At 60.7% G+C, this 14,675-nt stretch carries 14 protein-coding genes and 1 tRNA gene; all 15 read right to left on the bottom strand.

The genetic code is table 11. The features are described from left to right. The coding region (gene tuf, locus HY737_06455; protein MBI4598022.1) for an elongation factor Tu at positions 1 to 134 on the bottom strand (134 nt) is incomplete at its 3' end. Then, positions 134 to 2,230, bottom strand: coding sequence for an elongation factor G (gene fusA, locus HY737_06450; GenBank protein ID MBI4598021.1), 2,097 nt, complete (start codon positions 2,228 to 2,230; stop codon positions 134 to 136). The genes tuf (HY737_06455) and fusA, both read right to left, overlap by 1 nt. 15 nt (positions 2,231 to 2,245) lie before the next feature. Continuing rightward, positions 2,246 to 2,719, bottom strand: a complete 474-nt coding sequence (rpsG, locus tag HY737_06445) for a 30S ribosomal protein S7 (protein MBI4598020.1) — start codon at positions 2,717 to 2,719, stop codon at positions 2,246 to 2,248. Beyond that, positions 2,716 to 3,138: a 30S ribosomal protein S12 gene (locus HY737_06440; GenBank protein MBI4598019.1), complete on the bottom strand. Its 423-nt coding sequence runs from the start codon at positions 3,136 to 3,138 to the stop codon at positions 2,716 to 2,718. The genes rpsG and HY737_06440 overlap by 4 nt, the downstream gene beginning before the upstream one ends. A gap of 4 nt (positions 3,139 to 3,142) precedes the next feature. Continuing rightward, positions 3,143 to 7,222: a DNA-directed RNA polymerase subunit beta' gene (gene rpoC / locus HY737_06435; protein ID MBI4598018.1), complete on the bottom strand. Its 4,080-nt coding sequence runs from the start codon at positions 7,220 to 7,222 to the stop codon at positions 3,143 to 3,145. Next, positions 7,219 to 11,061, bottom strand: coding sequence for a DNA-directed RNA polymerase subunit beta (gene rpoB / locus HY737_06430; GenBank protein ID MBI4598017.1), 3,843 nt, complete (start codon positions 11,059 to 11,061; stop codon positions 7,219 to 7,221). The genes rpoC and rpoB overlap by 4 nt, the downstream gene beginning before the upstream one ends. Positions 11,062 to 11,110: 49 nt before the next feature. Beyond that, positions 11,111 to 11,503, bottom strand: coding sequence for a 50S ribosomal protein L7/L12 (gene rplL / locus HY737_06425; GenBank protein MBI4598016.1), 393 nt, complete (start codon positions 11,501 to 11,503; stop codon positions 11,111 to 11,113). Further along, complete coding sequence (locus HY737_06420; GenBank protein ID MBI4598015.1) at positions 11,504 to 12,076, bottom strand: 50S ribosomal protein L10; 573 nt, start codon at positions 12,074 to 12,076, stop codon at positions 11,504 to 11,506. Then, entirely contained in the window at positions 12,076 to 12,789 is a 714-nt protein-coding gene (locus tag HY737_06415; GenBank protein ID MBI4598014.1) for a 50S ribosomal protein L1, read from the bottom strand. Before HY737_06415 ends, HY737_06420 begins: the two co-directional genes overlap by 1 nt. A gap of 2 nt (positions 12,790 to 12,791) precedes the next feature. After that, on the bottom strand, positions 12,792 to 13,217 hold the full coding sequence (gene rplK, locus HY737_06410) for a 50S ribosomal protein L11 (protein MBI4598013.1): 426 nt from the start codon (positions 13,215 to 13,217) through the stop codon (positions 12,792 to 12,794). A 58-nt stretch (positions 13,218 to 13,275) separates the two neighbouring features. Beyond that, the gene (gene nusG / locus HY737_06405; protein MBI4598012.1) at positions 13,276 to 13,908 is read right to left on the bottom strand and encodes a transcription termination/antitermination factor NusG; all 633 of its coding nucleotides are present in this window, start codon (positions 13,906 to 13,908) and stop codon (positions 13,276 to 13,278) included. A gap of 11 nt (positions 13,909 to 13,919) precedes the next feature. After that, entirely contained in the window at positions 13,920 to 14,114 is a 195-nt protein-coding gene (secE, locus tag HY737_06400) for a preprotein translocase subunit SecE (protein MBI4598011.1), read from the bottom strand. A gap of 34 nt (positions 14,115 to 14,148) precedes the next feature. Further along, positions 14,149 to 14,222: transfer RNA gene (locus tag HY737_06395), tRNA-Trp, on the bottom strand. 13 nt (positions 14,223 to 14,235) lie between these two features. Beyond that, entirely contained in the window at positions 14,236 to 14,385 is a 150-nt protein-coding gene (gene rpmG / locus HY737_06390; protein MBI4598010.1) for a 50S ribosomal protein L33, read from the bottom strand. Between the two features lie 4 nt (positions 14,386 to 14,389). Beyond that, a partial coding sequence (gene tuf / locus HY737_06385; protein ID MBI4598009.1) for an elongation factor Tu occupies positions 14,390 to 14,675 on the bottom strand: 286 nt, incomplete at its 5' end.

The raw sequence follows: 14,675 nt of genomic DNA, 5'->3' as shown, positions 1-14,675 counted from the left end.
GCTTGGGCGAGGCCCTTCGCGGCGAGCACCTTGGTGATCGCGGCGGTCAGCGTGGTCTTGCCATGGTCCACATGGCCGATGGTGCCGATGTTGACGTGGGGCTTGGTGCGCTCAAACTTAGGCTTAGTCGCCATTAGCCCTTTTTCCCTCCGCCTGTGAGGCCCTCTTCAAGGTTTTTCGGCACGCGTTCGTAGCGCGCAGGCTCCATAGTCGAGGACGCCCGCCCCTGCGAGAGCGACCGGATCGCTGTGGTATACCCGAACATCTCGGCCAGGGGGACATAGGCCCGGATAATGCGGCTTGATCCGCGCTCCATGATCGACTCAATCTTGCCGCGCCGCGACTGCAGGTCGCCGATGATCTCTCCCATCACCGTCTCCGGTGTGGTGACATCCACGACCATAATGGGCTCGAGCATGACCGGCCGGCCCTTCATCACCCCCTGCTTGAACGCTTCGATGGCCGCGATCTTAAACGCGATCTCTGAGGAATCGACATCATGGTAGGATCCGTCATAGAGTGTGACCGTGATGTCGATCACCGGGTAGCCGGCCATCGGCCCGGTTCTGGAGGCCTCGATGACGCCCTCTTCCACCGCCGGGATAAACTCTTTGGGGATTTTGCCGCCCACGATCTTGCTCACGAACGTAATGCCGCTCTTCGGCGGGGCCGGCTCAAGCTCGATCACCACATGCCCATATTGGCCGCGGCCGCCGGATTGCTTGACATGCTTGTAGTTCACCTCATCCACGGTCGCCGTGATCGTTTCCTTGTACGCGACCTGGGGCTTGCCGGTGAGCACGTCAACCCCGAACTCCCGCCGCAGGCGGTCCACAAGAATCTCCAGGTGAAGCTCTCCCATGCCTTCCATCAGCGTCTGGCCGGTTTCCTGATTGTAGTGCACGATGAAGGTCGGGTCTTCATCCTGCAGGAGTGCGAGGGCGTTGCTGAGCTTATCCTGTTCGGCTTTCGTTTTCGCTTCGATGAACATGGAGACGACGGGTTCCGGGAACTTAATCCGCTCAAAGATGACCGGGGTGTCCTCGGCGCAGAGGGTATCGCCGGTGGTGACCTGCTTTAAGCCCACGGCCGCCGCAATGTCACCCGACTTGATTTCCTCGATGATTTCCTGCTTGTTGGCGTGCATGCGGAGCAGCTTGCTGATGCGTTCCTTGCGTCGTTTCGTCACATTGAGGATGGTCTCTCCGGATTTCAGGGTGCCGGAATAGACGCGGATAAAGTAGAGCTTGCCGACGAATTGATCGCGCGCAATTTTAAAGGCCAGGGCGGCGAAGGGCGCTCGCTCGTCCGGGGTGCATTCGACGGCCTCATCATTGGCCGGATGATGCGCCGGAGGAATCGGGATATCGAGCGGCGAGGGCAAATAATCGCAAATGGCATCCAGCAGCGGCTGGACCCCGATGTTTCTGAAGGATGCCCCGCAAAAAACCGGGACGAAACCCTGCTTAATCGTCGCGTTTCTGATCGCCGTGCGCAATTCCTGCTCGGTCGGTTCCTTGTCATGGATATACTGCTCCATCAGCGCCTCATCAAGTTCGGCGACTTTTTCCAAGAGTTCATGGCGGTTGTGCTTCGCCTGCTCCGCCAGCTCCGCCGGGATCTCGCCGAGCTCCGGAGGTTTCGAAGGGTTCGCCGAATCAAACTTGACGCTCTTCATGGTGACGAGATCGATGACGCCCACAAAGGTGTCTTCCGCCCCCCAGGGCAATTGCACCGGAGCGGCCTTCGCGCCGAGGCGCTCGCGGATTTCCTTCAGGACGCTCAAGAAATTTGCGCCCGTCCGGTCCATCTTATTGACAAACGCCAAGCGGGGGACCCCGTACTTATCCGCTTGCCGCCAGACCGTTTCCGATTGGGGCTCCACCCCGCCGACCGCGCAGAAGACGACCACGGCGCCATCCAGCACCTTGAGGCTGCGCTCCACTTCGGCGGTGAAATCCACGTGGCCTGGGGTGTCGATCAGGTTAAAGCGGTACTTGCGCCAGAAACAGGTCGTGGCAGCCGCCGTAATCGTGATACCCCGCTCGCGCTCCTGCGCCATCCAGTCGAGCGTGGTCGTGCCTTCATCAATCTCACCGATCTTATGGATCCGGCCGGTGTAAAAGAGGATTCGTTCCGACGTGGTGGTCTTGCCGGCGTCGATATGCGCGACGACCCCGAAATTCCGTGTGTACGTCAGCCGTTCAAGATCCGACGAGGTTTGCGTCATCGTTTCAGTGGCCATTTACCATCGGTAGTGGGCAAACGCCCGGTTCGCTTCAGCCATCTTGTGCGTTTCTTCGCGCTTCCTGACAGCGGAGCCTTCGCCCTTATACGCGCTGAGGAGTTCATCCGATAGCCGCTTGGCCATGGGCGCGCCCCGCCGGCTGCGCGCCGCGTTGCGAAGCCACCGCAGGGCCAGCGACATGCTGCGGTCATGACGCACTTCGATGGGGATCTGGTACGTCGCCCCGCCGACCCGCCGGGCCTTCAGCTCGACGTGGGGCCGGATATTCTCGATCGACTTATGGAACACCGTCAGCACGTCGTTCGTGCCGACGTTTTTCTTCAGCAAGTCAAACGCGCCATACACCACGCGCTCCGCCGTCGATTTTTTTCCATCGCTCATGAGCGCATGGATCAATTTCTGCACGAGCCGATTATTATACCGCGGATCCGGCGGCGTTTCTTCTTTTCTTACGCGTCGTCGTCGACTCATTTTTTTCCTGGCGCTGCAGCCGCTGCGGGTTTGGCAGCGCCGCCGGCCCCTTGCGGCGCCTTCGCTCCGTATTTCGACCGGGATTTCCGCCGTTGGTTCACGCCGGAGGCATCCAAGGTGCCGCGCACGATGTGATAGCGCACGCCGGGCAGGTCCTTCACGCGGCCGCCGCGCACCAGCACGATGGAGTGCTCTTGAAGATTGTGCCCCTCGCCGGGAATATACGCCGTGACTTCAATCGCCGTGGTCAGGCGCACACGCGCGATTTTTCGCAGGGCCGAGTTCGGCTTTTTCGGCGTCATGGTGCGCACCTGCACGCACACGCCCCGCCGCTGCGGCGAGGCCTTCAGCGCCGGCGCTTTGGTCTTTTTCCGCAGCGCGTGCCGCCCGATGCGAATCAGCTGGCTGACGGTCGGCATTGGGTTACTGCGCCTCCTCGCCGTCGTTGGAGGCGTCGGTCTCGGCCGCACTCCCGTTCTCCTCGATGTCCTCGGCGATCGGCAGCGGCTCCGCGACCGTCTTCATCATTTCCCCTCCGCGATTCGCTGAAAAGCCCGTGCCGGCCGGAATGAGGTGCCCCATGATCACGTTTTCCTTCAGCCCGATCAGGCCGTCGCGCTTGCCGCTGGCTGCGGCTTCCGTGAGGACGCGCGTGGTCTCCTGGAAGCTCGCCGCCGCGATAAAGCTTTCGGTTGAAAGGCTGGCCTTGGTGATGCCAAGCAGAATCGGCGTGCCCTGGGCCGGCTTGCCGTCCTTCTCCTTCACCCGGGCATTTTCCTCGGCGAACTTCCACTTATCCACCTGCATGCCGATGAGAAAGTCCGTGTCGCCGGGCTCATCGATGCGGAACTTGCGCAGCATCTGCCGGACGATCACCTCGATATGCTTGTCGTTGATCTTCACACCCTGCGAGCGGTAGACCTCCTGGATCTCATTGACCAGATATTCCTGCAGCATGCGCTCGCCGGATACCCGGAGAATATCCTGGGGAACGATCGGCCCATCCGTCAGGGGAAAGCCGGTCTGCACGTAATCGCCCTTGTAGACGTTGAGGTGCTTGCCGTGCGGGATGAGGTATTCTTTCATCATGCCCGAGGCGCTCTTGATGATGATGCGCCGCTGGCCTTTCTTCGCGGTGCCGAAATCCACGATCCCATCGATCTCGGCGATGATGGCCGGATCGCGCGGGCGTCGCCCTTCGAAGAGCTCTGCCACGCGCGGCAGACCCCCGGTGATATCCTTGGTCTGGCTGATCTTCCGGGCGGTTTTAGCGATCATGTCTCCGGTTTTCACGGTCTGCCCCTCCTTGACCAGCACATGCGCGCCGACCGGCAATCCATAGACGGCCAGCAGCTCGCCTTTATCAGTCTCAATCACCACCTGCGGCTGGTAATCCCCTTTATGCTCGACGATGATGCGGTTGGTCAGCCCGGTGGCTTCATCGAGCTCTTCGCGCATGGTCAGGCCCAGCTTCACGTCCTCAAACCGGATCGCGCCGCCGAACTCCGTCAGGATGGGGGTCGTGTACGGGTCCCAGCGCAGGACGAGCTCATCCTTATTGATGGACTCCCCGTCCCCCTTGGATAAGACCGCGCCCTGAGGCACTCGATGCCGCTCCAGCTCCCGCCCCTCCGCATCCGCAATGACCAGCTCGCCGTTGCGGTTAAGGATGAGGTACTCATCAGGCTTGGTCTTGACGGTCTTCAGATTATGGAATTTCACCAGCCCTCGGTGCTTGGTTTTGACCTGGGATTGCTCCACGACGCGATGCGCGGTCCCTCCGATGTGGAAGGTCCGCATGGTCAGCTGGGTGCCAGGCTCGCCGATCGACTGGGCGGCGATGATGCCCACCGCTTCTCCGAGCTCGGCCATCCATCCGGTCGCCAGGTTGCGGCCGTAGCACTTCGAACAGATGCCCTTGCGCGATTCGCAGGTCAGCACGCTGCGGATGCGGATTTTTTCAATGCCGGCTTGCTCAATCCGCTCGGCGATATCCTCGCCGATTTCCTCCCCGGCCTTCACCAGGACCGCATCGCTGACGACGTCCACAATGTTATCCACGGCCACGCGGCCGACGATCCGCTCGCGCAATCCGACGATATCCTCATCTCCCTCGCGGATGGCCGTCATGAGAATGCCGTTGAGGCCGCCGCAGTCGATCTCCGTGATGATCACTTCCTGGGCCACATCCACCAGGCGGCGCGTCAGATAGCCGGAGTCCGCCGTCTTCAGCGCCGTATCCGCCAGCCCCTTACGCGCCCCGTGCGTTGAAATGAAATATTCGTGCACGGTGAGCCCCTCGCGGAAGTTCGCGGTGATCGGGCTTTCGATGATGTCCCCGGAGGGCTTGGCCATCAAGCCGCGCATCCCGGCGAGCTGGCGCACCTGTTGCTCCGACCCGCGCGCGCCCGAGTCCGCCATCATGAACAGCGGATTGAACGCGTCGAAATTCTCCATCACGTGATCGGAGACCTCTTCCGTGGTGTGCATCCAGATGTCGATGATCTTGTTGGACCGCTCCCCTTCCGTAATCAGCCCGCGCCGGTACTGGCCTTCCACCTGCTCCACTTCGCGGTGGGCCTTGTTGAGGATTTTATCCTTGTCCGGGGGGATGGTCAGGTCGGCGACGGCGATCGACATGCCGGCGAGTGTTGCCCACTCAAAGCCCATCGTCTTGAGCGCATCCAGCAGCTCGACCGTCCGGGCATGGCCGCACTGCCGGTACACTTTGGCGATCAAGTTGCTGAGCCGGCTCTTGTCGATGAGCTCGTTCACGAACCGCACCTCATCCGGCAGCACGAGGTTGAAGAGCACGCGGCCCGGCGTGGTTTCGTAAAATTGGCCTTCCCACCGCAGCTTGATTTTTGCGTGCAGGGCCACCTGCTGATCTTGGTACGCGAGGATCACCTCATCGATGTCGCTGAACACGATCCCCTCGCCCTTCATCTTCTCGCGCGACTTGGTCAAGTAGTAGCAGCCGAGGATGATGTCCTGCGTGGGTGTCACGATCGGTTTGCCGGATGCCGGAGAGAACAGATTGTTCGAGGCCAGCATCAGCAGCCGCGCTTCCAGCTGGGCTTCAATCGACAGCGGCACGTGGACGGCCATCTGGTCGCCGTCGAAATCCGCGTTAAAGGCCGTGCACACGAGCGGGTGGATCCGAATCGCCTTGCCTTCAATCAAAATCGGCTGGAAGGCCTGGATTCCCAATCGGTGAAGCGTCGGTGCGCGGTTGAGGAGGACGGGGTGGTCCTTGATGACCTCATCGAGGATGTCCCAGACCTCGGTCCGCTCCTTTTCCACCATGCGCTTGGCGGTTTTGATGGTTTGCGCGAAGCCCTGCTCGCGGAACTTCCGAATGATGAAGGGCTCAAAGAGCTCCAGCGCCATCTTCTTGGGCAGGCCGCATTGGTTCAATTTCAGCTCCGGCCCGATGACGATGACCGAACGCCCGGAGTAATCCACGCGCTTGCCCAGCAGGTTCTGGCGGAACCGGCCCTGTTTGCCCTTGAGCATGTCGGCGAGCGACTTCAGCGGGCGGTTCATGGGCCCGAGCACCGGGCGCCCGTGCCGCCCATTGTCATAGAGCGCGTCGACCGATTCCTGCAGCATCCGCTTCTCATTGCGGATGATGATCTCCGGCGCCTTCAGCTCGATCAGCTTCCTCAGGCGGTTGTTCCGGTTGATGACGCGCCGGTAGAGATCGTTTAAGTCCGACGTGGCGAATCGGCCCCCGTCTAAGGGCACGAGCGGCCGCAGATCCGGCGGAATGACCGGGATGACCTTTTGGATCATCCACTCCGGACGGTTGCTGCTCTTGCGGAACGCCTCAATGATGCGCAGATTGCGCGCGATCCGCTTTTGCGTCTGCTCCACTTTCTGCTTTTGCAGCTCTTTATGCTGCTCACGCGCCATCTTGCCAAGATCCAGTGTTGAGAGCAGATCATGCACGGCCTCGGCGCCCATTTTGGCGGTGAAACTTTTGCCGTAGGTCTTCAGCGCCTCCTGATACCGGTCTTCGGTGAGGATCTCGCGGACGCGCAGCGGGGTGCCGCCGGGATCGGTGACGACAAAGGCTTCATAATAGATCACGCGCTCCAAATCCCTCATCGTCATATCCAGCAGCGCGCCGATGCGGGAGGGCACGCTCTTGAAAAACCAGATATGCGACACCGGGGCCGATAGTTCGATATGGCCCAATCGCTCGCGGCGGACCTTGGCCTTGGTCACTTCCACGCCGCAGCGGTCGCACGTGATCCCCTTATGCTTGATTTTCCGGTATTTGCCGCAGTTGCACTCGAAGTCCTTCGTCGGTCCGAAAATGCGCTCGCAGAACAAGCCGTCTTTCTCCGGCTTCAAGGTCCGGTAGTTGATAGTTTCCGGCTTTTTGACTTCGCCCTTCGACCAGCCGCGAATCACTTCAGGAGACGCGATGTGGATCGTAATCGCATCAAAGACATTCACATCATCAAAGAGGTGCTCAGGCGTCTTTGGGGCGCTCATTTCTTGACCTTCACGGTGGCTTTGGCGCGCTTCACAGGCTTGTCCGCGCTCGTGATGACATCCCGCGGAGCGCCGATGGTGGGCTGCTCAAGTTCTCGTTTGACCAGTTTTTCGAAGAGTTCATCGCCCGTCACCAAGTGCTCCTTGCGCTCCAGCCGGACGTCGAGCCCCAAGCCCTGCAGCTCCTTCACCAGCACGTTGAATGATTCAGGCACTGAAGGGGCGAGCACATGCTCGCCGCGGACAATCGATTCAAAGACCCGCGTGCGCCCCTCGACATCGTCGCTCTTGACGGTGAGCAGCTCTTGCAGCGTGTAGGCCGCCCCGTACGCCTCCAGGGCCCAGACTTCCATTTCTCCGAAGCGCTGGCCGCCGAACTGCGCTTTGCCGCCCAGCGGCTGCTGGGTGACCAAGGAGTACGGTCCGATGGATCGCGCGTGGATTTTGTCATCCACCAAGTGGACGAGCTTGATCATGTGGAGGTAGCCGACGACGGTTTCCTGATCAAAATAGTCGCCGGTAAACCCATCGCGCAGCTGGATCTTGCCCGAGAGCGGCAGCTTCGCCTTCTTCAAGTAGTCCTGGATTTCCCCTTCGCTCGCCCCGTTGAAGACCGGGGTGATCGCCTGAAAGCCCAGCGCCTTGGCCGCCCAGGCCAGGTGGGTTTCCAGCATCTGCCCCACATTCATGCGCGAGGGCACGCCGAGCGGGTTGAGGACGACTTCGACCGGCGTGCCATCCGGCAGAAACGGCAAGTCCGCTTGCGGGAGGATTTTTGCGATCACGCCTTTGTTCCCGTGGCGCCCGGCCATCTTATCGCCGACCTGGATTTTGCGCTTGGAGGCCACCTGGACCACGATGCGCTTTAAGACCCCGGGTGGGAGCTCATCGCCGCGCTTGACCTTGTCGACCTCCATCTCCTCTTCGGAGCGCATTTCGCGGATCAGCTCGTCGAAGAAATCCGCCACGCGGCGGACCTCAAGATCGAGTCCCGGCTCCTCCTGCACTTTGACGTCGGTAAAGTCAGCGCGCGAGAGTTTCTTGGCATCGCTGGCCTTGACGGTGCGGCCCGCGTCGATCACGGTGTCGCCCGAGTCAATGTCGCACAGCGGCGCAGATAATTTTTTGTCCTGCAAGAGCTTGACGAGCCGCTCCACGCGCTCCTCCGCGAGTTTGTTGATGCGCACCTGATACTGCTTGCGGATGGCGTCAATCTGCGTGTGCTCCTGCTGCTGCTCTTCCTTGGATTTCGTCTGGGTGCCCTTGCGGATGAGGATTTTGACGTCCACCACGATGCCCTCAACGCCTGCCGGAACCTTCAGGCTGGTGTCGCGGACATCCTCGGCTTTCTCGCCGAAAATCGCGCGCAGCAATTTTTCCTCAGGGGTCAGCTCCGTCTCGCTCTTCGGCGTCACCTTCCCAACCAGGATGCTGCGAGGGCCGACTTCCGCGCCGGCGCGGATGATGCCCTGCTCGTCAAGATCCTTCAGCGCCTCTTCCCCGACGTTCGGGATGTCGCGCGTGATCTCTTCGTTGCCGAGGCGGGTTTCGCGGGCTTCCACCTCGAACTCCTCGATGTGGATCGACGTGAAGGTGTCCTCTTTGACGAGATGCTCGCTGATCAAAATCGCGTCTTCAAAGTTGTAGCCCCGCCACGGCATGAAGGCCACGAGCACATCCCGACCCAGCGAGAGGTCGCCGTGGTATGTGGCCGGCCCGTCGGCGATCACTTGCCCGGCTTTCACCTTGTCCCCGACCGAGACGATGGGCCGCTGGTGCAGGCAGGTGTTCGCGTTGGAGCGCTGGAAATTCTTCAGCTCATATGTGGTGCGGCCAATGACGATGCGCTGGGCATCCGAATAGCTCACCACGCCGTCATCGCGCGAGACGATGCACGCCCCGGAATCCACCGCGACTCGGCGCTCGATGCCGGTGACCACCAGGGGGGCCTTCGGATGCACGAGCGGGACCGCTTGCCGCTGCATGTTGGATCCCATGAGGGCGCGGTTCGCATCGTCATGCTCGAGGAATGGAATCAGTGCTGCGGCGATGCTCACGGTTTGATTCGAGGAGACATCCATGTATTCGACTTGCGACGGCGGGAGGCGAACGATGTTGCCGTGATGGCGGCAGCTCACCAGCTCTTCGGAAAACTTGTTAGACTTCGTCAGCGGGCTGCTCGCCTGGGCGATGGCGTGCCGATCTTCGATGTCCGCTGTCACATAGTCGATCTTGTCCGTCACCATGCCATGCTCAACGCGCCGATAGGGGGTCTCGATGAACCCGTGCTCGTTGATGCGGGCGTAGACCGTGAGGCTGGAGATGAGGCCGATGTTCGGGCCTTCCGGTGTTTCGATCGGGCAGATGCGGCCATAGTGCGAGGGGTGCACATCGCGGACTTCGAAGCCCGCGCGCTCGCGCGAGAGCCCGCCGGGGCCCAGCGCGGACATCCGGCGCTTATGCGTCAGCTCCGCCAGCGGGTTCGTTTGATCCATGAACTGCGAGAGCTGCGAGCGCGCGAAGAAGTCTCGAATCACCGAGGCGACCAGCTTGAAGTTGACCAGCGTGTGCGGCATCAGCTTGTCCAGGTCATAGATCGCCATCCGCTCGCGCACGGTGCGCTCCAGCCGCTCAAGGCCGACGCGGAATTGGTGATAGACGAGCTCGCCCACCGAACGAACCCTCCGGTTGCCCAGGTGGTCGATGTCGTCGATTTCGCCTTCGCCCCGGCGCAGTCCCAGCAGATATTGGATCACGTGGATGACGGTCTCGCCCGAGAGCATGCGGGAGTCCAGCCCATCCGTCATGCTCAGCTTGCGATTGAGCACATACCGTCCAACGCTGCCCAAGTCATACCGTCTGGGATCAAGGAACAGCCGATGGATCAGCGTCTCGGCGGAGGGAAGGTTGACCAAGTCGCCGGGGCGCAACCGCCGGAAAATGTCCAGCAGGGCTTCCTGCCGGGTGGTGGTATGGTCTTTCTCCAGCGTCTTCAAGATTTCCGCCGGGGCGTCGCTGACGATTTTCAGCTCTCGCTTGCCGCTTTGCCAAATCGTATCGAGCCATTCCTCCGTGATCTTCGTGCCGGCGCGCAGCACCACGTGTCCGGTGGTGCTGTCGATAATGCGCTCGCCGAGATGATTGCCGATGAGCGGCTTCAAATCATGCGCCTCGGCAAAGCTCACCGTTTCGGTTTTGCCGAAGGCGTTGAGGATTTCCTCATCGGTGGAGAAGCCTAGGGCGCGCAGCAGAATCGTGCCCACTATTTTGCGGCGCCGGTCGATCGACACATGCAGCACGTCGAGCGTGTCAAACTCCAGCTCCACCCAGGCTCCGCGATACGGGATGATGCGCGCGGAAAACAGGCGCTTGCCCGTCGGGTGCACGTTCATTTCAAACGTGACGCCCGGGGAGCGATGGAGCTGGCTGACCACAACGCGCTCATCGCCGTTGATCACGAAGGTTCCCACATCCGTCATCAGCGGCATCTCGCCGAAATAGACCTCTTGTTCCTTTGAGGCTTTCGGGCCGACAAGGCGAAGCTTCACTTTCAGCGGCGCGGCGAAGGAGAGCCCATTGCGCAGGCATTCATTGACGCTGTACTTCGGCTTGCCGAGCGCATAGTGCACGTACTCGAGCCGGTAGACCCGATCGCGGCTTTCAATCGGGAATGTTTCGAGAAAGGCGGCGTGCAGGCCGATGTTGCGCCGCTTCGGCTTTGGCACGTCATGCTGGAGAAAATCCCAATACGAGCGTTTCTGGACTTCCACCAAATCAGGAGGGGCCAGCCCTTCGCTCAATTTGGCAAAGCTGACCACGGTCTGTGCTCGCTTTGACATCGGTCCCCTTTTGTCACTCGCTCAATCACCCAATCACTGAATCACTCAATTACTTCAGTTGCACCTGCGCACCGGCGGCTTCCAGTTTCTTCTTAATTTCCTCGGCTTCCTCTTTCTTGATGCCGGTCTTGACGGGTTTCGGCGCTCCTTCCACCAGGTCCTTGGCTTCTTTCAGGCCCAGGCTGGTGATCGCGCGGATTTCTTTAATGACTTGGATCTTGTTGGTGCCGGCACCGGCCAGGATGACATCGAACACCGATGGCTCTTCGGCTGCTGCCGCACTCCCGCCGCCGGCCGCCGGATTGGCGGCGACCGCCACCGGGCTTGCGGTAATCCCAAACTTGTCCCGCATGGCCTTCGCATAGCTGGAGAGCTCAAGCGCCGTCATCTCTTCGGTGAGCTTCAGCGCTTCCTCCACTCGTTTCGACACGGTCTCCGTCATTTACGTCCCCTCCTTCGTGAGTTCTGACGCGGGTGGTATTGGTGATGCGGTTTTCGATTCTGCGGCTTGCTCAGCCAGCCAGGCGAGATCGCCGATCAAGCGCTCGATGGTGACTATCACATCGGCGATCGGGGCCTCGATCGTGCCCAGCACGTGGGCAAGCAGCACCGGCCGCGATGGGAGTGCTGCCAATTCGCTCAATTGCTTGTCGAGTAACAGCTCCCCATCGAGGATGCCGCCGCTGACGATCAGCTGCTGCTCGTGGGTTTTGCGGAAGTCCACCAGCACCTTCAGCGCCGGCAGCGCGTCATCACCGGCCAGCACGAGTCCGACCGAGCCCTTCAACAGCTCATGAAGGCCTTCAAGGCTGAGCGGCTCAAGCGCTTTGCGTCCCATCCGGCGGTTGATCATCAGCAGCCGGGCGTTCGTGGCATGCAGTTTCTGGCGGAACACATTCGCCTCGGCCGCCGGCATGCGAGTGATCGATGTGACGAAAAAATTCGGGCGCTGTTTGAGCTCAGTCCTCAACTCATTCGCAATGGATTCCTTGACCAAGCGCCCGATTCGAGCCATTAGTCCGTTTCCTTCGCCGTGTCGGTCTCAAGGCCTTCCGTCTTGAGCGGAATGCCGGGACTCATCGTGCAAGATACGCTCACGCGCCGGAGCATCCGCCCTTTCAGCGAGGACGGCCGTGCGCGCACAATGGCTTCGAGCGCGCTGCGCCCGTTGTCCGCTAATTGCTGCGGGGCGAAGGAGCGCTTGCCGATCACAAGATGAATGTTCGAGAGCTTATCCATTTTGAACTCGATCTTGCCCTGCTTCACGTCATTGATGGCCTTGGCGACATCGTCCGTCACGGTGCCGACTTTGGGATTGGGCATCATGCCTTTGGGACCGAGAATCTTCCCCAGCCGGGAAACCTCGCGCATCATATCCGGGGTGGCGATCGCCACCTCAAAGTCCAGCCATCCCCCCTGGATTTTCTCGATGAGCTCGGTAGCACCCACATAGTCCGCGCCGGCCTGCTTGGCTTGCATTTCCTTTTCGCCTTTGCAGAAGACGGCCACTCGGCGCGTTTTCCCGGTGCCGTGCGGCAGCACCACCGTGCCGCGCACCACCTGATCCGTTTTCTTCGGGTCGATATTCAGCGAGGCGGAGAGCTCGACCGTCTCGTCAAACTTTGGTGCCGGCAGTTCCTTCAGCAGCACCACGGCCCGATCAATGGGGTACGTGGCCTTCTGGTCCACCAGGGCGGCAGCCTTCGCGTATCGCTTCTTCAGAGCCATGCTCACACCACGTCGATGCCCATGCTGCGCGCCGTGCCTTCAATCATCTTGACCGCCGCCGCCAGATCATGGGCGTTCAGATCCTGCAGCTTTTGCTTCGCGATGTCTTGCACGGCGTTCCGGCCGATCTGCCCGGCTTTCTCTCTCGGCGTGTTGCCTGAGGCTTTGGCGATGCCGCACGCTTGCTTGATCAGCACCGACACCGGCGGGCTCTTGACGATGAAGGTGAATGAGCGGTCTTCATAGACGGTAATGACCGCCGGCAGCACCAAGCCTTCCTTGCCCTTGGTTTCTTCATTGAATTTCTTGCAGAACTCCATGATGTTGACGCCGTGCTGGCCGAGTGCTGGCCCGACCGGAGGCGCCGGGTTCGCGGCTCCCGCCGGGCAATACAGTTTTAACGTGGCCTTAACTTTCTTGACCGCCATGAGAGAGGTTTCCAACCGATATCAGATATCGATGTTGATATCTGATATCGCCTTTTCTTTAGAGTCTTTCGACCTGCCAAAATTCCAATTCGACCGGCGTCTGGCGTCCAAAAATCGATACCAGCACTTTCAGTTTGCCGCGCGCGGCATTGACCTCTTCAATCACACCGCTGAAGTTCGTGAACGGCCCTTCAATGACGCGCACGCCTTCGCCCTTGGAGAACGTCACCCGCGAGGTGGGTTTATCCTTCCGCTCCTCGGTCTGCCGGAGAATTTCCGAGACCTCATCCTCAGACAGCGACACGGGGCGGCGCCCGGCTCCGATGAATCCCGTCACTCCGGGGGTGGTGCGCACCAAATGCCAGCTCTCATCCGTCATTTCCATATGGATGAGCAGATAGCCGGGAAAAAATTTTCGCTCGGAGATCCGCTTTTTGCCGCCGCGCACCTCCGCCACGCGCTCCGTCGGGACGAGGACCTGGCTGATTTTTTCGCCGGCGGCTTCCTCTTTCACGCGGGTTTCCAGCGCCGCCTTCACCTTCAACTCTTGCCCGGTTTGGGCGTGGATGATGTACCAATGCTGCTCGACCGGCTGCGGTTCAGCGCCCTTGGCGGCCTCAACGGGTGCCGGTGCCGGCTGACTGCCGGCCGGGGCCGGCGGCTGCTGCTGTTCCTCAGGGGCTTCCGTCATCATCCGTCGAATTACTGCAAGAGGATTTTTGCGATGTGCGTGAGGATCACGTCGCAGACACTGATAAAGCTCGCCAGGAGGGCGACACCGATAAACACCACGATCGCCGACCCCAGGACTTCCTCTCGGGCCGGCCAAGATACCTGCTTAATTTCTTCGCGAACGCTTGCCAAGAATGTTCCAGCCCGCTCGAGGACCTTGGCCATTAGCGGTGGTGCCTCGCGCATCGCGGATGGCAATTGGCAGGAGCGGCAGGAGTCGAACCTGCAGTCCCGGTTTTGGAGACCGGTGGTTTACCGTTAACCGACGCTCCTATACCGGCGACCATCACTCCGTTTCATTGTGGTTCGTATGCTTGCGGCACCACTTGCAATACCGGCGCAGTTCCAACCGATCCGGCACGTTCTTCTTATTCTTCGTGCTGTGGTAGTTGCGCCGCTGGCAATCGATGCAGCTGAGCGTAATCAAGTCTTGCATCGGCTTACTTGAGGATCTCCGTAATCACCCCGGCCCCCACGGTCTTGCCGCCTTCGCGAATCGCGAAGCGCTGCTCTTTCTCCATCGCCACGGGCTGGATGAGCTCCACCGTCACCGTGATGTTATCCCCCGGCATGACCATCTCAGTACCGGCAGGCAAGGTGACGTTGCCGGTGACGTCGGTCGTGCGGAAGTAGAACTGCGGCCGGTAGCCTTGGACAAAGGCCGTGTGCCGCCCGCCCTCTTCCTTGGTCAGGCAGTAGACTTCGGCGTGAAAGGTGGTGTGCGGG

The organism is Candidatus Omnitrophota bacterium, assembly GCA_016209275.1.
Classification (GTDB): Bacteria; Omnitrophota; Gorgyraeia; order Aquiviventales; family Aquiviventaceae; genus JACQWM01.
Note: the sequence above shows the minus strand (reverse complement) of the source record. Positions and strands in the feature narration are given on the sequence as shown.